16 protein-coding genes are annotated in these 18288 nt (G+C 57.9%); 8 read left to right on the top strand and 8 right to left on the bottom strand.

The features are described from left to right. Nucleotides 1-11: 11 nt before the first annotated feature. Both QMQ05_RS12885 and QMQ05_RS12880 read left to right on the top strand, forming a co-directional pair. A complete protein-coding gene (locus QMQ05_RS12885; RefSeq protein ID WP_345470591.1) occupies nucleotides 12-1442 on the top strand; it encodes an APC family permease in 1431 nt (476 codons plus the stop codon). Between the two features lie 28 nt (nucleotides 1443-1470). Then, nucleotides 1471-2883, top strand: coding sequence for an aldehyde dehydrogenase family protein (locus QMQ05_RS12880; RefSeq protein ID WP_345470589.1), 1413 nt, complete (start codon nucleotides 1471-1473; stop codon nucleotides 2881-2883). 75 nt (nucleotides 2884-2958) lie between these two features. Here the strand turns inward: QMQ05_RS12880 and arr are convergent, their stop codons facing one another. After that, nucleotides 2959-3369, bottom strand: a complete 411-nt coding sequence (gene arr / locus QMQ05_RS12875; RefSeq protein WP_345470587.1) for an NAD(+)--rifampin ADP-ribosyltransferase — start codon at nucleotides 3367-3369, stop codon at nucleotides 2959-2961. A gap of 141 nt (nucleotides 3370-3510) precedes the next feature. Here arr and QMQ05_RS12870 point away from each other — a divergent pair, with 141 nt between their 5' ends. Continuing rightward, nucleotides 3511-4323, top strand: coding sequence for a shikimate 5-dehydrogenase (locus QMQ05_RS12870; protein WP_345470585.1), 813 nt, complete (start codon nucleotides 3511-3513; stop codon nucleotides 4321-4323). A 96-nt stretch (nucleotides 4324-4419) separates the two neighbouring features. Here the strand turns inward: QMQ05_RS12870 and QMQ05_RS12865 are convergent, their stop codons facing one another. From QMQ05_RS12865 to QMQ05_RS12850, 4 genes are all read right to left on the bottom strand, one after another. Continuing rightward, nucleotides 4420-4587, bottom strand: coding sequence for a hypothetical protein (locus tag QMQ05_RS12865; protein ID WP_345470583.1), 168 nt, complete (start codon nucleotides 4585-4587; stop codon nucleotides 4420-4422). A gap of 64 nt (nucleotides 4588-4651) precedes the next feature. Next, nucleotides 4652-5125, bottom strand: a complete 474-nt coding sequence (locus tag QMQ05_RS12860; protein ID WP_058256751.1) for an HtaA domain-containing protein — start codon at nucleotides 5123-5125, stop codon at nucleotides 4652-4654. Nucleotides 5126-5301: 176 nt separating this feature from the next. After that, nucleotides 5302-6669, bottom strand: coding sequence for an aspartate aminotransferase family protein (locus QMQ05_RS12855; RefSeq protein ID WP_345470580.1), 1368 nt, complete (start codon nucleotides 6667-6669; stop codon nucleotides 5302-5304). Between the two features lie 7 nt (nucleotides 6670-6676). Next, nucleotides 6677-8179 carry a CoA-acylating methylmalonate-semialdehyde dehydrogenase gene (locus tag QMQ05_RS12850; protein ID WP_345470579.1) on the bottom strand — a complete coding sequence of 501 codons (1503 nt, stop codon included), beginning with the start codon at nucleotides 8177-8179 and terminating at the stop codon, nucleotides 6677-6679. A 134-nt stretch (nucleotides 8180-8313) separates the two neighbouring features. Between QMQ05_RS12850 and QMQ05_RS12845 the strand changes: the two genes are divergently transcribed. Together QMQ05_RS12845 and QMQ05_RS12840 are read left to right on the top strand one after the other, a co-directional pair. Further along, entirely contained in the window at nucleotides 8314-9831 is a 1518-nt protein-coding gene (locus QMQ05_RS12845; RefSeq protein WP_345470578.1) for a PucR family transcriptional regulator, read from the top strand. Between the two features lie 71 nt (nucleotides 9832-9902). Further along, nucleotides 9903-11678, top strand: coding sequence for an HNH endonuclease signature motif containing protein (locus tag QMQ05_RS12840; RefSeq protein WP_345470576.1), 1776 nt, complete (start codon nucleotides 9903-9905; stop codon nucleotides 11676-11678). 29 nt (nucleotides 11679-11707) lie between these two features. Here QMQ05_RS12840 and QMQ05_RS12835 read toward each other — a convergent pair whose 3' ends face one another. The 3 genes from QMQ05_RS12835 to QMQ05_RS12825 form a co-directional block, all read right to left on the bottom strand. Next, complete coding sequence (locus tag QMQ05_RS12835) at nucleotides 11708-12766, bottom strand: ImmA/IrrE family metallo-endopeptidase (RefSeq protein ID WP_345470574.1); 1059 nt, start codon at nucleotides 12764-12766, stop codon at nucleotides 11708-11710. 163 nt (nucleotides 12767-12929) lie between these two features. Continuing rightward, entirely contained in the window at nucleotides 12930-14309 is a 1380-nt protein-coding gene (locus tag QMQ05_RS12830; RefSeq protein ID WP_345470572.1) for an aspartate aminotransferase family protein, read from the bottom strand. Continuing rightward, the gene (locus QMQ05_RS12825) at nucleotides 14306-14773 is read right to left on the bottom strand and encodes an Lrp/AsnC family transcriptional regulator (protein ID WP_345470570.1); all 468 of its coding nucleotides are present in this window, start codon (nucleotides 14771-14773) and stop codon (nucleotides 14306-14308) included. The genes QMQ05_RS12830 and QMQ05_RS12825 overlap by 4 nt, the downstream gene beginning before the upstream one ends. 214 nt (nucleotides 14774-14987) lie before the next feature. On the opposite strand from QMQ05_RS12825, the gene QMQ05_RS12820 reads away from it, so the two are divergent. From QMQ05_RS12820 to QMQ05_RS12810, 3 genes are read left to right on the top strand one after another with little or no spacing between them, the layout of a single operon-like run. Then, complete coding sequence (locus QMQ05_RS12820) at nucleotides 14988-16211, top strand: ABC transporter substrate-binding protein (protein WP_345470568.1); 1224 nt, start codon at nucleotides 14988-14990, stop codon at nucleotides 16209-16211. Between the two features lie 44 nt (nucleotides 16212-16255). After that, a complete protein-coding gene (locus QMQ05_RS12815; RefSeq protein WP_345470566.1) occupies nucleotides 16256-17389 on the top strand; it encodes an ABC transporter ATP-binding protein in 1134 nt (377 codons plus the stop codon). After that, entirely contained in the window at nucleotides 17386-18288 is a 903-nt protein-coding gene (locus QMQ05_RS12810) for an ABC transporter permease (protein ID WP_345470564.1), read from the top strand. The genes QMQ05_RS12815 and QMQ05_RS12810 overlap by 4 nt, the downstream gene beginning before the upstream one ends.

The raw sequence follows: 18288 nt of genomic DNA, 5'->3' as shown, positions 1-18288 counted from the left end.
TGGGGGAACTTATGGCACTGGAACAGCGCACCTTATCGGTGCCAGCGTTGGTGGTCATGATCATTGCGGCAAGTGCTCCACTGACCGCAGTTGCCGGTGGCGTCACAACAAACTACGCCGTGACCGGCATGAGCTCTGTACCGCTGTCCTTCCTGCTGATAGGTGCAGTACTTCTGGTTTTCAGCATTGGTTACACCGCCATGAGTCGGCACATTCCCAACGCTGGCGCTTTCTACGCCTACGTGGCTGAAGGCCTAGGAAGAGTCTTTGGCGTTGGCGCTGCAATGGTGGCATTGGTCAGCTACAACCTCATGCAAATTGGCATCTATGGAATGTTCGGGTTCGCCGCTTCTTCCTTTGTGAACTCGACTTTCAACACCGCAATCCCATGGTGGGTTACAGCACTTGTAGCTTGGGCCGCCGTCGGGTTCCTCGGCATGAACCGAGTGGACTTCTCGGTTAAGGTTCTTGGAATTATCGTCGCCGCCGAATTCCTTGTTGTCGTTGTTTACAACTTCATGGCCTTCGCCTTGGCGCCACAAGCCCCACAACCCGAAGCTGCTTTCAACATCGCTGATGCAGTAGCCCCAGGTATGGGAGCAGTGGTCGCATTTACCATTGCCGCTTTTATGGGCTTTGAATCAGGAACCATCTACAACGAAGAAGTAAAGGATCCGCAGCGCACCGCACGTCGTGCCACGATGATTGCCATTGTCATCATTGCTTGCTTCTACGCCTTCTCGGCCTTCGCCGTTGCTGTTGGTGAAGGCGCAGATAATGTGATGGCTTCCTCGGCTGAAAATGGCCCCGATCTACTCTTTGTCTTCTTCGCTGCGCATGCCCCTACCTGGTTCGTGGACTTGGCGAACATTCTATTTATTACTAGTCTCTTCGCCGCACTACTGGCATTCCACAATGTCATTGCCCGCTACTTCTACTCCATGGGACGAGGCGGCGCCCTACCAAAATTCTTGGCCGTCACCTCTCGAACCACTCATGCTCCAATCGCCGGATCGATGGCACAATCTGTGCTCGGACTAGTGGTCATCGTCGTCTTCGCAGTGATCTCACGTGGTGAAGAACCAATGTATATCGTGTTCACGATGTTCACCTGGATGACCAACTCAGCAGCTTTTGGACTCGTCTTGCTCATGGCACTGACGTCCTTCGCTGTCATCGGATATTTTGCCCGGAACAAAACCAGCGACTCACTGATAACCCGAGTCATCGCACCGCTCATCTCAGGCATCGCCCTGTTCTATGTTTTCGCACAAATCATCATCAACTTCGATATCTTGCTCGGCGTTGAAGAACCAGGTGCGCTGGGATACGTACTACAAGGCATCGTCATCATCCCCGGAATTTTGGGATCGTTGGCCGCCTTGATAGTTCGAGCAAAGCGCAAGGAAACTCAACCAGCATCCGAATTATCCGTTTCATAAAAAATCTCAAGCACAAAGGAGTTGCACCATGGCCTACGCCAACGCTCAAGCCCTACTCGAAGCGATCCAGCCCGCCACCGGCGGAACCGAAATTTATGATCCTGCGACCGGAGAACTCGTAGGTCGAGTCGCCCAAAAAACCGGTGAGGACCTCGATGCCGCGGTAGCCAGTGCCAAAGCGGCACAACCAGGTTGGGACAAACTAGGACACGAAGAACGCAAGCGGTTGCTGAATGCGGCTGCCGACAATATTGAAGCCAACGCAGAAGCACTAGCCGAGCTGCTCTCCCGTGAACAAGGCAAGCCACTGAACGGTCCAAATGCTCGCTTCGAAGTCGGGGGAGCCGCCTCATGGTTGCGTGCTGCGACCGCCTATGAAGTGGAACCAGAAGTCGTGGTTGACGACGGAGAAACCTACGCCGCCAAGCACTATCGCGCGTTGGGCGTCGTTGGTGCCATTGGACCGTGGAACTGGCCAATGATGATTTCCATCTGGCAGCTCGCCCCTTCATTGCGGATGGGCAACACCGTGGTGATGAAGCCCAGCGAATACACCCCACTGTCTGTGCTGGCACTGGTACATGTCCTGAACGAAGTACTCCCAGCAGATGTACTGCAGGTAGCCGCTGGCGGACGAGACGTCGGCGAGAAACTTTCTGGCCATCCTGACATCGCCAAGATCATGTTCACCGGATCCACCAGAACCGGTAAAGCAATCATCCGTTCCTCCGCCGACACGGTGAAGAGACTGACCATGGAACTGGGCGGCAACGACGCAGGCATTGTGCTCGAAGATGCCGATCCGAAAGCCATCGCTCAAGACCTGTTCTGGGGCGCCTTCATTAATACCGGACAGACGTGCGCAGCGCTGAAGCGACTCTACGTACCTGAATCAATCTACGACGAAGTGTGCACCGAGCTTACCGCTGTCGCCAAGGCTATGCCGATGGGTGTCGGACTGGACGAAAACAACGTCCTTGGTCCACTACAAAACAAAGCCCAATACGACATCGTCGCTGACCTCGTCGCCGACGCCGTGAATTCGGGCGCCACCGTACTTCTTGGCGCAAACCCAGATGATCAAGCCCCAGGGTACTTCTATCCCACAACGCTCATCTCCGACATCGCACCAGATAATCCATTGGTGACCGAAGAACAGTTCGGCCCAGCATTGCCAATCATCAAGGTCAAGAACAGCGAAGAAGCCGTTGAACTGGCTAACTCCTTGGACGTTGGACTCGGAGCGTCAGTATGGAGCAGCGACCGGGCGAAGGCCCTAGAAGTGGCAGCCCAAATTGAGTCAGGAACCGTATGGATCAACTCTCACGGCACCATTGACCCACGGGTTCCCTTCGGTGGAGCCAAGCAGTCGGGTTATGGTCTGGAATTCGGTCTTGATGGGCTCAAGGCCCTAGCCCAGCCTCAGATCATTAAAGGCTAGTACTTAGGAATTATCGGAATAATCGGCGGTGTTCGAAGGACCATAATCGGTCCGTCGAACACCGCCGTCATTGTTTTAGTTGATGATCTCTCCACGCGAACTTTCGTTAATCCTTGCAATGCGATCGCGCCAGCCTTGTAATTCTTCGTCCGAAATCCGCTTCCAATCGTGAATTTCACGGATGACTTTCAATGCACTGGCACTGCGATATGAGCGCGTAGGATTGCCAGGGAACTTCTTGTCCGTGACGTTGGGGTCATCCTCAAAGTCGCCGGTGGGCTCCACTTCATAGACGTGCGGGCTACCGTCAATTGCTGCGATCTGAGCCGCCAACCCTGCACCATCAGATAACGCGGTGAAATAGATATGGTTCATGATGACCTCTGGGCGGTAATTCGAGGGGAACCCCGCAGTGAGCAGATCACCCGGGACTAACTTAGCCTTCGTCCCGTGATAAAACGGTCCACCATCACGTATTTCACTCATGAATCCAGAGCATATCTGAATGACTTCGCGCAGAAAAGACACCGGTAACTTCGCCATGCGTCGGCATGCAATACATAGGTCATAGATCTGTTGCGACGTATATTTGGGGATGAACCGCAAACACGCTTTGGAGGACTACTCGTGCCCATTTTGAATAAAGACATGACCCTGTGCATCTCGCTATCGGGGCGCCCCTCAAATATCGGGACCCGGTTCCACAACTTCCTCTACGAAGAACTTGGACTCAATTTCATCTACAAGGCGTTCTCCACCGAGGATCTTTCAGGTGCCATCGCTGGTGTGCGGGCCCTGGGCATTCGCGGTTGTTCTGTTTCCATGCCGTTTAAAGAAGACGTGATGAAACTGGTCGACGAGATTGAAACTTCGGCAGCCGCAATTGATTCGGTGAACACGATTGTGAACGTCGATGGGCGTTTGGTCGCTTCGAACACTGACTTTGAGGCCATTGCTACGCTGATTGCCCGTCACGAACTGAACACCCAGCACAGCGTCTTGGTGCGCGGATCCGGCGGTATGGCCAAGGCCGTTGTCGCAGCTTTCCGCGAAGCTGGATTCGAGGATCTCACCGTCCTGGCACGCAATGAAAAAGCTGGACAGGAGTTGGCGGATAAGTATAACTACAAGTCCGCGACTTCAAATCCTGCCCCGGGGCATCAGATCTTGGTGAACGTGACTCCTTTGGGCATGAACGGTGCACAGTCTGAGGTGCAGTCCTTTACCGACGAACACATCGCTGCAGCTGAAGCCGTCTTTGATGTTGTCGCATTCCCTAGCCAGACACCACTGATTATTGCTGCTCAGAAGGCGGGCAAGCCGGTGATTACCGGAGCTGAAGTTATTGCTTTGCAGGCCGCTGCCCAATTTGAGAAGTACACCGGACACTCACTGAGCGACGAGCAGGTCGCTCGTGCCTCAGAGTTCTCGCGCCAGTAACTAACCCTCATCCAGCGGACGATAAGTCTCTGCGTGAACATATGGCTGAGGCCAACACCAGATATTCGGTGTTGGCCTCAGCCATATGTTTTTCGATTACTGTTGCTCGTTTGAGTCGTTCTCATCTTCGGAGAGGAACTCCAAGGGTGCTGATTTTCGATTTCGCAGCACCACGAGGATGACCACTGCGAGGGCAACGACAAAAAGCACCGGAAGAATATAGAAAACGATCAGTTCGTAGGCATTAGGTACTAATGGGTTCACGAGCGAAGCCCCTCACTATTTATCGGACGTGTTGCTTGAGCGTTCGTAGCGACGCTCGGGCGTGCTAGCCGCGAAGTACGATTTCCAGATCTTCGAGCTGCTGGCCTGCTGGGTACTGTCCGTTGAATAGTTTTGAGCCTTCTTCGGTAAGGACCGCCGAAAAACGGGTCTTGATCAAGCCGAAGGCCCGAGACACGGTGGTTTCGGTCAGCTCAGCGATAGCAACGCGATCATTGGCAGTATCAATGGTCAGCGTGATGGTTTCCCCGTGGTTTTCCACGCGAGGTTCGTTCAACTCAAGTTTCATCATGCCCCCGTGCCCGGAGAAGGAAACATTGCCCTTGAACCAGACCTCATTATCAGGAACATCAGTAGCCGGTGAGGCGGGGAAGACCAACGAATTGCCCGCCTGCCACACACCGTTGCTTGCTTCGATACGACCATCAGCCAGAGAAGAAATATAACCAACGAACGAAGCCTTCAGGCCCCATTCCAGATGTGGTTGGAACGGATCGCCTACTGGCGCACCATTTACCATAATTACTGTCGTCCTCCCGCAGATGGCACAAAATGCTTTGTTGATCAGTATTTCATAACTCGCATAACTACTGGTGCGTGAGTTCACTGGTAGCTGATCATTACGTAAAGCATTCTGGTGCTGCCACAAAAGAGAACCGGCAGGATAGCTCGGGGCCATCCTGCCGGTTCACTGCTTTATTCGACGAAACTATCAGCGACGATCAGTGCCTGCTCCAGACGATCTAGTGCCTCGATCAGTACCTCGTCCTCAATATTCATCGCCGGAACCACGTGCAATCGGTTGAAGTTAGCGAAGGGGAGTAGACCTGCCTTCTTCGCTGCACCAACCACCTGGTTAATCTCGGGGCTGCTGCCGCCATAGGCCGCCAGCGGTTCACGAGTCTCCCGGTTTTTCACCAGTTCGATCGCCCAGAACACCCCGGTTCCACGGACCTCACCCACCGAAGGGTGATCCTTGGCGAACTGCGCCAGGCGCGGGCCAATGATCTGCTCACCCAAGCGTTTGGCATTCTCGACCAGGCCCTCATCCTCCATCGCGGTGATGGTGGCAACCGCCGCAGCACAGGCCAGGGGATGGCCAGAGTAGGTCAGCCCGCCGGGGTAGACCCTCTCACGGAAGGTTTCAAAGATTTCCGGGCTGATGGCCACACCGCCCAATGGAACATAGCCGGAGTTCACTCCCTTGGCGAAGGTCATCAGGTCTGGGGTGATGTCCCAGTGGTTTACCGCGAACCATTCGCCACTGCGCCCGAACCCGGCCATCACTTCATCGGCGATGTACACGATGCCATGCTTCTTAGTCAGCTCACGCACACCCTCAAGGTATCCGGGAGGTGGCAGATAAATGCCCGCGGTGCCCGGAATGGACTCGAGGATGATCGCAGCGATGGTTCCCGGGCCTTCGAGCAGAATCGTGTCCTCTAGGTGCTTGAGCGCCCGAGTGGTCTCCTCCTCAAGGCTCGTGGAATTGAAGTAGGAACGGTATGGGTAGGCAGGGAAGAAATGCACCACGCCGTCACTGGCATGATCCGAAGCAAAACGCCGTGGGTCACCGGTGATATTCACCGCCAGGTGGGTGCCGCCATGGTAGGAACGGTAGGCCGAAAGCACCTTGTGCTTGCCGGTATGTACCCGGGCCATCCGTACCGCATGCTCCACCGCATCGGCTCCACCATTGGTGAAGAAGATCTTGTTCAACTCACCTGGGGTGTGCTTGGCGATTAGTCGGGCCGCTTCGCTGCGTGCATCATTCACGTGCTGGGGTGCGATGGTCGCGATCTTGCCCGCCTGCTCCTGGATCGCTGCGATCACCTTGGGATGCTGGTGTCCGATATTCGTGTTCACCAACTGGCTGGAGAGGTCGATGAGCTTATTGCCCTCACCGTCCCACACGTAGGATCCCTCGGTCTTCAAGATCGTCATGGGGCTAAATGGCCCCTGCGCCTGCCAGGAATGGAAGACATGTTCACGATCCAGCTCGTAGGCCCGCTGGCCGGCGGCGATCTGCTTGCTGGTAATTTCTTCGGTCAATTGCTCGCTCATGATATTCCTAGTCGTTCTGTGGGAAGCCGAGGTTGATGCCACCGTGGCTAGGGTCTAGCCAGCGCTTGGTCACGACCTTATTGCGGGTAAAGAACTTGAAGCCTTCCGGTCCGTACGCGTGCTGGTCGCCAAAGAGCGAGGCCTTCCAACCGCCGAAGGAGTGGTAACCCACCGGTACCGGGATCGGCACGTTCACTCCGACCATACCCACTTGGATCTCGTCTTCAAAGCGTCGGGCCGCCCCGCCGTCATTGGTGAAGATCGCGGTGCCATTGCCATAAGGCGAGGAGTTGATGATCTCGATCCCCTCGTTGAAGGAGTCCACACGCACCACCGAGAGGACCGGGCCGAAGATCTCATCGGTGTAGATGGACATGTCGGTGCCGACCTTATCGAACATCGTCGGATGCAGGAAGAAGCCTTCACCCTCAGCATCCACGGTGCCGGTGCGACCATCGATCACCAGTTCAGCGCCGGCTTCAACACCAGCGTCGATGTAGCCGGCCACCTTGGCCTTGTGTTCCCCGGTGATCAGCGGTCCCATATCGCAACCGCGGGTTCCATCACCCACCCGCAGGGTCTTGGCACGTTCGGCGATCTTTGCTACCAGTTCATCGGCCATCGACTCCAAGGCTACGACCACCGAGATTGCCATGCAGCGCTCGCCGGCCGCACCGAAGCCGGCGTTGACGGCCATGTCTGCTGCCAGATCCAGATCCGCATCTGGCAAAACGAGCATGTGGTTCTTTGCGCCGCCGAAGGCTTGCACGCGCTTACCGTGGGCGGTGCCGGTGGAGTAGACGTACTGGGCGATCGGGGTGGATCCGACAAAGGATACCGAGTTCACGCGCGAATCGGTGAGCAGGGTGTCCACCGATTCCTTGTCCCCGTGCACCACATTCAGCACGCCTTCGGGCAGGCCGGCTTCGGCGAAGAGCTGTGCCAACCAGATCGATGCGGTGGGGTCCTTCTCCGATGGCTTGAGCACCACCGCGTTACCGGCGGCGATCGCCACGGGGAAGAACCACAGCGGCACCATGGCCGGGAAATTGAAAGGTGAGATGATCGCCGAAACGCCGACCGGCTGGCGCAAGGATTGAACATCCACCCCTGTGGAAGCATTCTGCGAGTATTCGCCCTTGAGTAGGTAGGGAGCGTTGCAGGCCAATTCCACTACTTCTAGTCCGCGGGCTACTTCGCCCAGTGCATCATCGAGTACCTTGCCGTGTTCAGCGGTAATGATGGCTGCCAGTTCGCCCTTGCGTTCGGCCAACAGCTGGCGGAAGTTGAACATGATGGCGGTGCGACGAGCCAAGGAAGTATCCCGCCACTTGGGGAAAGCTTCGGCGGCCGCGGCGATCGCTACCTCGGTGGTGGCTTTGGAAGCCAACTGCACGGTGCGGGCGACCTCGCCGGTGGCTGGGTTGTAGATTTTTCCGGTGCGCTCATCGGCCGAATAGGCCGCGTTGTTGATCCAGTGCTGCAGGGTATCGGTTAGCGTGGTGCTCATCGTGGGGTCCTTTCACGTTTATGGACGTATCTTCATTGGCTTGTCTTCATCATGGGTCATCACTATGAGCTAGAACACGGTCACTGTGTCATGATTTATTCAGGATCTATGACGGAGTGTAAAAAATGCTGACGGTGAGAGAAGTGCTAGAACTGCCGGTAGTGCAGGCCGCCGAACCACAAATCCTGTGTGCCGACGGACTAGATGCCGAGCTGCGCTGGGTCCACGTCACTGAATCCAGCGAAAATATCGAGCTTCTCTCCGGCGGCGAATTGGTGCTCAGCACGCTACGCAATGTCAACGACGTGCGCGCCTTCATCAGCGCACTGCGTGGTGCCGGGGTGGTCGCGGTGATCATCGAAGACACCAGTGGCACCAGCATCAACGCCTCAGATCTGGGCCTACCGGTCATCGTCCTGCGCCGCCGCACCCGCTTTGTGGCGATCACCGAGGTCATTCACCAACTACTCGTGGCCCAACAGCTCGAAGCCGTGCAATTCTCGCGCACCGTGCACGAAATCTACACCGAGCTGTCCCTGAGCGAAGCCGACGAAGCCCAGATCGTTTCGAGCACCGCGCAACTGCTGAACGCCCCGGTAGTGCTCGAAGATGTCCGCCACCGGGTGCTCGCCCACGCCCAAGCCCAGCTCGAAGACTGGATCAACCGCTCCAAATTTGTCGGCTTCCTAGAGCACACCGGGCGTGCCACCGGGGCAGAAGACTGGCTGCAAACTCCGGTAGGGGCTGCCCGGCGACGCTGGGGCCGGCTCATCATCCCCGCCGACCTGGCCGATGACGACCGGGCCGCGATGGTCCTGGAGCGCGCCGGACAGGCGCTGACCATTGCCCGCCTTTCCGGGCGCGACGAACGGGAGTTGCTCTACCAAACCCGCACCGCGACCCTGCACGAACTGGCCGCCGGACACCAGTACAGCGAAAAAGAACTCGCCATTCGCACCCAAGCCCTCGGCCTGGCCTCAGCGCCCTATTATGTTCCCGTGGTCATCTCCACCGCCGCCGCTGCCAGCGCCACCGAAACGCAACTGGCTGACCGTGCCCTGTTAGAAGTGCTCGATCAGCTCGCTGACACCCTGCACCTAGGCATCCTCGCTGGCCTGCTCAAACCCGGTTACCTCGCGCTGCTCATCCCGGTGCGCGCCCGCGAACTGACCGACTCCACCCTGCAAGGATTCACCCGCCGGCTGGCCGAACAACTTACCGATCCGGTCGCTATCGGCATTGGCCCCGAAGGTACGCTCGCGACCGCGATCGCCGGACTCGAACAGGCCTCCCAGGTCGCTGAAATTGTGCCGAACCTGCCCACCCGCGCCCGGCCCTATTACCGTTTCGCCGATCTGCGCCTGCGCGGGGTGCTCTCCTCGATGGGCAACGATCCTCGCCTGCGCACTTTCGCCCACGCCGAACTCGGCGCACTGCTCAACCCCCTCGATGAACCAGCCCTTGATCTGCTCGAACTCTATCTCGCGCACAGCGGCAACAAGTCCGCGTTGGCCAAGGCAGGCTACCTCTCAAGGCCCACCCTCTACGCCCGGCTGGCCAAACTAGAAGCCAAACTCGGCGTGGGGTTGGACTCGGCCGAATCCCGCGCCAGCTTGCAGGTGGCACTGCTCTGGTACCGCTTGCACGGCTGAGTGCCTCGCGTTATCCACAGTTCGATCCCGGACCGGCGGCCGACCCCTCGATCACCGGCATTCTGGGGGACATGAGCACAGCCACCGCCCAAGCCCTCGCGAATCTGTCCGTCGCGGCAGAACTGACCGCCTCGGCCACCGCTGTGCTCAGCGACCCGCAACTATCACCCGGGCATGCGGCCTGTTTTGGGATGCTGATCGAGGCGTTGGGTGCCGAACAAGCCCGTGCGCAAATCCACATGGCCCATGCGGTACGCCGCAGCGGTGCCCACAAGCTCGACCAACCATCCCTGCAAGCCGTCGCCCAAGCCGGCGCGGAGCCCACCGAGTCCAACTTCGCCGCCGCGGAAGGCCACACCACCGCCGGACGCACCGCCTTCCACTCGGCCCGTTCCTTCATGCAGGACTGGTTAGATATCCCGCGCAACATCGCCCACGATCGGCTGGTTCAAGCCGACTGCCTGATTGGCGGCGTGGACGATTCCGGTCAGCCGATCGACCCGTGGCTGACGGAACTGGCCACCGACTTTGCCGATCCGGCCCTTGATCCGCGCCTGGTGGCCGCCACCGCACTCAAACTGCACTCCACCCGCAAGGACTTGCCGGACGGTGCTGCCGGGGCGGAACAAAAACAGCAGCTGCAGTCCGATGCCCACCAACTGATCCACAGCGACCCTAAATCTGCGCGCAAACACATCGCCAACATGGTCGCCCAGGTCAAAGCCGGTAAACGTCCGCTCAAAGCACTGCTGGACGAAGTCGGTCTCTTCCGACGCGGTACCCGCCGTGGGTTGATCGAATACATTCTGCGCGTTCTTCCCTCCCAGGCCGCCGTGATCGAGGCCCATTTCGCTGGCACAGGTAACCCGGCCACGCAGGCCGGTGACCGCCAAGGTCTGCAGGAAGCTGAAGCTGAAATCACCGGCGAAAAGGGCGAGGGGTGGGACGATGATTCCACCAAACCCGACTGGGCCCGCGAAGAAGACGACCTCCCGCCTATTCCGGAACCTGCACAAGACTCTGCCTCCAACCCAGACACCGATCCAGACACGGACCCGGACTCTGCCGCCGACCCAGATGCCGATCCAGACACGGACCCACCTGAAATGGAATCGGATGTCGAGGCCGCAAGCACTCGGGGTGAATCCACCCCAGCCTGGGAAGACTTGAAACCCGAACGCCGACGACTCATCGGCCTCATGGCCCTACTTCTCAAAGATCATCGAGCGAGCGATCACCGAGCGGGCCAGCCACCGGGATCCAACCATGCGGGACTAGCTACCGCGCAGGTCAGTGTCATATTGGACTACGAGAAAATGCTTCAAGGGGCACCAAATTACGCGGTAAGTTCCTCCGGGCTCATGCTCTCACCGGGAGAAGCGCGCACCGCTATGTGCAATGCCGGAATCTATCCGGTGATTCTTAATGGCAAATCTCTGCCACTCGACTTGGGACGCACCCAACGACTGTTCACCAAAGCCCAAGGCCGAACGATCCGTGCTGCCTATCAAGGCTGCGCTTATCCGGGCTGCGCCATGCCCGTCGAACGCTGCGAGCTGGACCATCTTGATCCGTGGGAGAGGGGCGGATGCACCGACATCCACTCGGCAGCCCTGTGCTGCCCGGTCCACCATGTCGAGAGGCACTGCGGACTCTTCCACGCAGTCAAAATCCCAGGTTGCCGACCCATGGTGTTGTTATCACCGGACCTTGACCCCAAGCAAGAATTACGCGTCAACACCTACTTTATGACCCCTGAACAGGCCCTAGCCAGCGACGCGTTGGCGCAAGAGATGACCGCGAAATGGCGTGCAGGCACATTGACTGTTGAAATCGTCGAGCCCTAGCTAACGCTGCCCCGCCCCTCAAGCTACCGTTACAGTGCGCGCAGGTGACCGCGATGCACTTCTCCAGGCTCTTGCTGATTCTGCCCCGCCAACAGCACAAAAGCCTGCCCAAAAGTCAGTTCATGGATGTGCTGCTCACGCAGCCCCAACTCGCGGGCGATCACCGAGGTACTGGTGCGATGATCCAACTGCAGGGAGGGGAACACCAAGGAGAAGACTCGAGATGTCACCGGCTGCACGTCCGCCGGTGCCTCCAAAGACAACTCCTGGAAGAGCCAGCAATAAGTCTCGGCACTAATCACTCCGCAAGCCCGACTATGAGTGAGAATCACGCCGGCCGGCACCCCGAAGTGTTCTTCGAGCCTCAGCAGTTGCGGGATCTGCAACGAGTCGGACACCCGCACTTGTAAGGACAACGCCGGCAATAAAAGCTGCGCGGCAAATTGATCTGCTTCTAACTCTGCGGCCGCCAGTTGTTCGCCTTGCTCACCCAAGGAGGAATGCAAAAGCAGGTGTCCTAATTCGTGGGCGAGCGCGAAACGCTGGGCCACAGCGGACATCGAGGCTAGGAAGATGAAGGCCTGGCCGTCTTCCCAGAAGCTGAAAGTTTTCACCGCATCCAGCTCCGGTGGAAGGCTCAACACGCGAACTCCGTGCGATTCGAGCAGGTGCATCATATCGGGCAAAGCCCCGCAACCAAGATCCCAATCAAGACGCAATTGCACGGCTGCCTCGGCAAAGCTGTAACCGGTCAGGTCCGGTACTTCGGTCTCTGGTAAAGCAAAGTTTTGGGTGATCAGGCGATACAGATCAACGCCGGTGCGCCCGACCGCGGCCGCAGCACGTTTTTGCACGGTACTGGTACGTCGTGGGCTTCGGAAAAACATCCGTTCAGTATCTATGCCACAGGTTGCGGGCAGCGTGAAATAGGTGGGGGAGCAATCCAGCAACTCGGCTAACCGATGGCTGAGCTGCTCCGGGGCATGTGCCAGTTCCCGCTCATTGATGCCCAGTGACGTAGCCAGAGCAGAGCGGCTCAACGCTGCACGTTCCCGTGCAAGCCTGATTCTGGTCGGTTCCAAAGTCATGAGCTTCCTGCCATCTTCCAAAGGCGATCTACATCGTCTTAGTCCACAGACTAGTGGCCTATGACACAAAGCACCAATTGAGCGACAAACAGTGAAGATTTGGCGCTTCATATGACGCTGACGTGCAGATTTATGGCCCGCAGGTTTCTGCGGGCCATTAGCTCTAAATCTTGTTCGCAGCCTCACTGAGTACCGAACGGAGGATGGATTCGATCTGATCAAATTCCGGTTGTCCGATGGTGATCGGCGGGGCCAGCTGGATGACCGGGTCGCCACGGTCATCGGCACGACAATACAAACCCGCCTCCCACAGGGCAGGAGTGAGATAGCCACGCAGTAGACGTTCGGACTCATCGTCGTTAAAGGTCTGCTTGGTGGCTTTGTCTTTGACCAGTTCGATCCCGTAAAAATACCCGGCACCGCGCACATCGCCGACGATATCCAGATCGGTCAGCTTGCTCAGCGTCGCTTTGAAGTTATCCGCATTGTTCTTCACATTCGCGTTCAGCCCTTCGCGCTCGAAAATATCGAGGTTCGCCATGGCGACCGCTGCGGCCACCGGATGTCCGCCGAAGGTGTAGCCGTGGTAGAACGTGGTATCACCCTTGGTGAAGGGTTCAAAAAGCTTGTCGGAAACGACCATCACGCCCAGCGGCACGTAACCACTGGTCAACGCCTTGGCGGAGGTGATGATGTCGGGAACATACCCAAAGTCATTGCACGCGAACATCGATCCAATGCGCCCGAAAGCGCAGATGGTCTCGTCAGAAACGAGCAGTACGTCGTACTCGTCGCAGATTTCGCGCACCCGATCAAAATATCCCGGAGGCGGCGGGAAGCACCCACCGGAATTCTGCACGGGTTCCAGGAAGACCGCGGCCACGGAGTCCGGGCCTTCAAATTCGATGGCTTCTCGGATGCGCTCTGCGGCCCACAACCCGAAGTCCTTCTCATTGTCGGCAAACATCTCAGGCGCCCGGTAAAAATTGGTGTTCGGCACTCGGAAAGTGCCAGGCACCAGCGGCTCAAATGGAGTTTTCATATCCGGCAGGGAAGTGATGGCCAACGCGCCCTGTGGGGTGCCGTGGTAGGCCAAAGCACGAGAGATGACCTTGGTCTTACCCGGCTTGCCCTTCATTTTGAAATGCTGTTTAGCCAGTTTGAAGGCCGACTCCACCGCTTCACCGCCGCCGGTGGTGAAAAAGACGCGGTTCAGATCGCCCGGCGCATAGCCAGCGAGGCGTTCAGCCAGGTCAATGGCTGGTTCATGGGCGTAGGACCACAATGGCATGAAGGCCAATTTTTCGGCCTGTTTTGCCATGGCTTCGGCCAGCTCGGCCCGTCCGTGCCCGGCATTGACCACAAAAAGTCCGGCCAGTCCGTCGAAGTACTCGCGTCCGGCGTCGTCGTAAATCTTGTGCCCTTCGCCGCGCGAAATAATCGGGACCGGCGCCCCGTTTGAGATTCCGGAATGTCGGGCCATATGCATCCAGAGGTGATCGCGAGCTGCTTGCTGACGATCGGTGCCACGTGGTGTGTTCATCGTGTTCCCCAGTTGTATTCCTGTTTTTTCAGTGAAAGGTAGGTGAAGGTGTTGGTGCTGTGCACTCCGTGGATCCCGCGGATGGTTTCGATCACTCGCAGCAGGTCTTGGTCGTTGGAACAGATGACCTCGGCAAGGATGTCGGAACTTCCGGTGGTGACGACGCAGTAATCGACTTCGGGCAACTCGGCAATGCGATCAGCGGTGCCACTGATGTCATCGTCGGCGACGATTCCGATCATGGCCTGGCGGGTAAACCCCAGCTCCAAGGGATTGGTGACTGCGACAATTTGCATCACGCGACTCTCGACCAGCTTCTGTACGCGCTGTCGTACAGCGGCCTCGCTCAGGCCGACGGCTTTACCGATCGCAGCATAGGATCGGCGCCCGTCTTCCTGCAGCTGCTCGATGATCTCCTTGGAAATTTCGTCGATGGCCTGCGCTGAAGGCGAGGGTAACGTCATATCGACCTCCTCGGGTCTGTGGGCTTTGAACCGACCCTACAGGCACTGAATCAGTTGCGAAAGGGTTATTTTTGTAAGTTTCTCGTTTCGGATTCGTTAAATATCTGGGGAATCTTTTGTTTAGGTCTTGTTTGGGTTTTGTGTAACTGACAGGATGAACGTCATCACTTTCCGTATGTGACAGCTCACATTTCCCGAGGTTAGGACCAATGCCATGTCGCACTCGCAACGACTACCGCAAGATCCACAAATTCGCGCACTGGTGAAAGCCATGGGGCAGCGCAGCTTCTCCCGCCGATCCGTGCTGTCCACTGCCGGGGCACTTGGTCTGACCGGATTGCTCGCAGCCTGCGGTACCGGCGGAAGCAGCGGCACCAAAACCGAAGTGGCAGTCACCGATATTTCCGAGACCGATCCCACCGTGAACTGGGCCAACTGGACCCTGTACCTGGACTACGACGACAAAAAGAAGACCTACCCAACCCTGGATGCCTTCACCAAAGAAACCGGAATCAAGGTCAACTACGCGGAAGACATCGACGGCAACGACTCCTACTACGGCAAGATCCAGGGCCAACTGAAATCCGGCCAAGACATCGGCCAGGACATCATTACGCTCACCGACTGGATGGCTGGACGCCTGATCCGTCAGGGCTACACCCAGGAACTGAACCTAGATAACATCCCGAACTCGGCCAACCTCCTGCCCAGCTTGCAGAATGTCGACTTCGATCCAGGACGCAAGCACTCGCTAACCTGGCAGACCGGTTATGCCGGCATCGCCTGGAACAAGAAGGCCTATCCGAAGGGCCTGAAGAGCGTGGAAGACCTGTGGGACCCGGCGTTGAAGGGCCGCGTGACGGTCCTGGATGAAATGCGTGACACCATGGGTCTGCTGATGCTGCAAAATGGTGTGGATCTGACCGGTTCCTGGGGCGAATCGGAATTCGGCACCGCCATCGATACCCTGCGCCAAAATATCGAGAACGGGCAGATCCGTCAGGTCAAGGGCAACTCCTATAAGCAGGACTTCATTTCCGGGGACGCGATCGCGGGCATCGTCTGGTCCGGAGACATGGTCCAGATGAACTTTGAGAACGACGATCAATGGGAGTTCGTGATCCCCGAGGCCGGCGGCACCCTCTGGAGCGACAACCTCATGGTGCCTGTGGCCTCCCCACGGAAAACCAACGCCGAGAAGCTGATGGATTTCTACTACGACCCCGCGGTGGCTGCCGAAGTCGCCGCCTACGTGAATTACATTTGCCCGGTGGTCGGCGCCAAGGAAGAAATGGAAAAGATCGATCCGGACTTGGTGAGCAACCCGCTGATCTTCCCGACCGATGAGGATCTGGCTCATGCGCACGTCTTCCGCTCACTGGATGCGGATGAAGAATCCACGCTCAGCTCACAGTTCCAAGACGCGATCGGCGCCTAGGCCGGACTCACGGTCCAGAACAATTTTCAGGAAGTGATAGGGGAATGACTACCTTGGCAGAACGAACGACAAGTACCGTGAGTGCAGGTGCTGATCTGCACTTGTCGGGCATTTCCAAGCGCTTCGCCAGCTTCAGCGCGGTCGAAGATTTGGAGCTCCTCGTACCTTCAGGAACCTTTTTCGCGCTCCTGGGCCCATCAGGTTGCGGTAAATCCACCACCCTGCGGATGATTGCCGGGCTCGAAGCGCCCAGCGAAGGCAGCATTTCGATCGGCGGTCATGACGTCACCGCATTACCTAGCCACCGCCGCCCGGTCAATACCGTCTTCCAGTCCTACGCGCTCTTCCCGCACATGTCGGTGCTGGAAAACGTGGCCTTTGGGCTGAAGCGTAAAAAGGATAAGCAGGCGATGGACAAGGCGAAGGCCGGGCTGGAACTGGTGGAACTTTCGCACCTGGCCAACCGCAAACCCGCCCAGCTCTCCGGTGGCCAGCAACAGCGTGTGGCCCTGGCCCGCGCGTTGGTCAACCGCCCACAGGTGCTGCTGCTTGATGAGCCACTGGGTGCACTGGACATGAAGCTGCGCCGGCAGATGCAGCTGGAACTGAAAAAGATCCAGACCGAGGTGGGGTTGACCTTCATCCACGTCACCCACGATCAGGAAGAAGCCATGACCATGGCCGACGTTGTCGCGGTGATGAACGGCGGGCGGATCGAACAAATGGGCCCACCGCGCGAACTTTATGAACTGCCACGCACCGCCTTCGTCGCGAACTTCCTGGGCAAATCCAACCTGATGCGCGGTACGGTCACCGGCGAATCCGAGGGCATGCTCAGCGTGAACGTGGCCTCACACACCATCCTGTTACCCGCCAACCGGGCCGTGCAAACTTCGGGTGAGGTGGTGCTCGGGGTCCGACCGGAGAAAATTACGATCGACCGGGTAGCCGCGGCCGGTGCCAACCAGCTATCGGGCACCGTGATCGACGTGTCCTTCACCGGCACCACCACCGAATACTTGGTCGAGGTGGAGCAGGTGGGGCTGATCGGCACCTTCTCACAGAACCGCGGACAACAGCCCGCCCAAGAAGGCGACACCGTCTTTTTGGCCTGGGACGCCGAACACTCCTTCGGGCTGGCCGGCGATGAAAGCGTGAACGCGGGAGTCGAATCATGAGTGTGGAACTGCGCAGTAAGGACGAGATCCGCGCTGAAAAACGCAAAAACCGCACCGGGATTTACCTGATTTCACCGGGCCTGCTGGTCCTGACACTGTTCTTTGCCCTCCCCGTGGTGGTTCTGCTGGCGATGAGCTTGTACGTCAAACCACCCGGGGCGGAGATCGGCGAATTTGTTCCCGGCTTTGAACTGAGCAACTACGCCACCGTGCTCTCTGCCTACTGGCCAGAACTGTTGCGTTCCTTCTGGTTCGCGCTAATCGCCACGGTGCTCGCCCTGCTGATCGGCTTCCCGATGGCCTACCTGGTCGCTGTGCGACTGCGCGAACGAACCCTGCTGCAGGGCATTTTGCTGGTCCTGCTGATCGCCCCATTTTTCTCCAGCTTCATCCTGCGCACCCAGGCGTGGAAACAGATCCTGGCTGATGAAGGCTTCATCGCCCAAAGCCTGAAATTCATCGCGATCCTGCCGCCGGACGGGCACCTGACCGCCACACCTTTCGCAGTGGTCGCCGGCCTGACCTACAACTTCCTGCCATTTATGGTGTTGCCGATCTACGCGAACCTCGGCCGACTCGACACCCGCTTACTGGAAGCCTCCGCTGACCTCTACGCCAGCCCGATCACTTCCTTCACCAAAGTCACCCTGCCCCTGAGCGCCCCGGGCATTTTTGCCGGAACGCTGCTGACCTTCATCCCGGCCGCCGGCGACTACGTGAATTCTGCGCTGCTGGGTAATAACCGCGACACCACGATGATCGGACAGGTTATCGATTCACGGTTCTTTAAGGTCATCGACTACCCAGGGGCCTCTGCCTTGAGCTTCATTTTGATGATTTCGATCCTGATCCTGGTCACGATCTATATTCGCCGCTTCGGCACTAAGGAGCTGATGTAG

This window comes from Glutamicibacter sp. B1 (genome assembly GCF_039602135.1).
GTDB classification, from domain to species: domain Bacteria; phylum Actinomycetota; class Actinomycetes; order Actinomycetales; family Micrococcaceae; genus Glutamicibacter; species Glutamicibacter ectropisis.
Note: the sequence above shows the minus strand (reverse complement) of the source record. Positions and strands in the feature narration are given on the sequence as shown.

Bases quoted from the DNA above. Each gene is read 5' to 3' on its own strand.
- QMQ05_RS12885 (WP_345470591.1), top strand. From the start codon at position 12: ATGGCACTGGAACAGCGCACCTTATCGGTGCCAGCGTTGGTGGTCATG.
- QMQ05_RS12880 (WP_345470589.1), top strand. From the start codon at position 1,471: ATGGCCTACGCCAACGCTCAAGCCCTACTCGAAGCGATCCAGCCCGCC.
- arr (WP_345470587.1), bottom strand. From the start codon at position 3,369: ATGAGTGAAATACGTGATGGTGGACCGTTTTATCACGGGACGAAGGCT.
- QMQ05_RS12860 (WP_058256751.1), bottom strand. From the start codon at position 5,125: ATGGTAAATGGTGCGCCAGTAGGCGATCCGTTCCAACCACATCTGGAA.
- QMQ05_RS12855 (WP_345470580.1), bottom strand. From the start codon at position 6,669: ATGAGCGAGCAATTGACCGAAGAAATTACCAGCAAGCAGATCGCCGCC.
- QMQ05_RS12850 (WP_345470579.1), bottom strand. From the start codon at position 8,179: ATGAGCACCACGCTAACCGATACCCTGCAGCACTGGATCAACAACGCG.
- QMQ05_RS12840 (WP_345470576.1), top strand. From the start codon at position 9,903: ATGAGCACAGCCACCGCCCAAGCCCTCGCGAATCTGTCCGTCGCGGCA.
- QMQ05_RS12835 (WP_345470574.1), bottom strand. From the start codon at position 12,766: ATGACTTTGGAACCGACCAGAATCAGGCTTGCACGGGAACGTGCAGCG.
- QMQ05_RS12830 (WP_345470572.1), bottom strand. From the start codon at position 14,309: ATGAACACACCACGTGGCACCGATCGTCAGCAAGCAGCTCGCGATCAC.
- QMQ05_RS12825 (WP_345470570.1), bottom strand. From the start codon at position 14,773: ATGACGTTACCCTCGCCTTCAGCGCAGGCCATCGACGAAATTTCCAAG.
- QMQ05_RS12820 (WP_345470568.1), top strand. From the start codon at position 14,988: ATGTCGCACTCGCAACGACTACCGCAAGATCCACAAATTCGCGCACTG.
- QMQ05_RS12815 (WP_345470566.1), top strand. From the start codon at position 16,256: ATGACTACCTTGGCAGAACGAACGACAAGTACCGTGAGTGCAGGTGCT.
- QMQ05_RS12810 (WP_345470564.1), top strand. From the start codon at position 17,386: ATGAGTGTGGAACTGCGCAGTAAGGACGAGATCCGCGCTGAAAAACGC.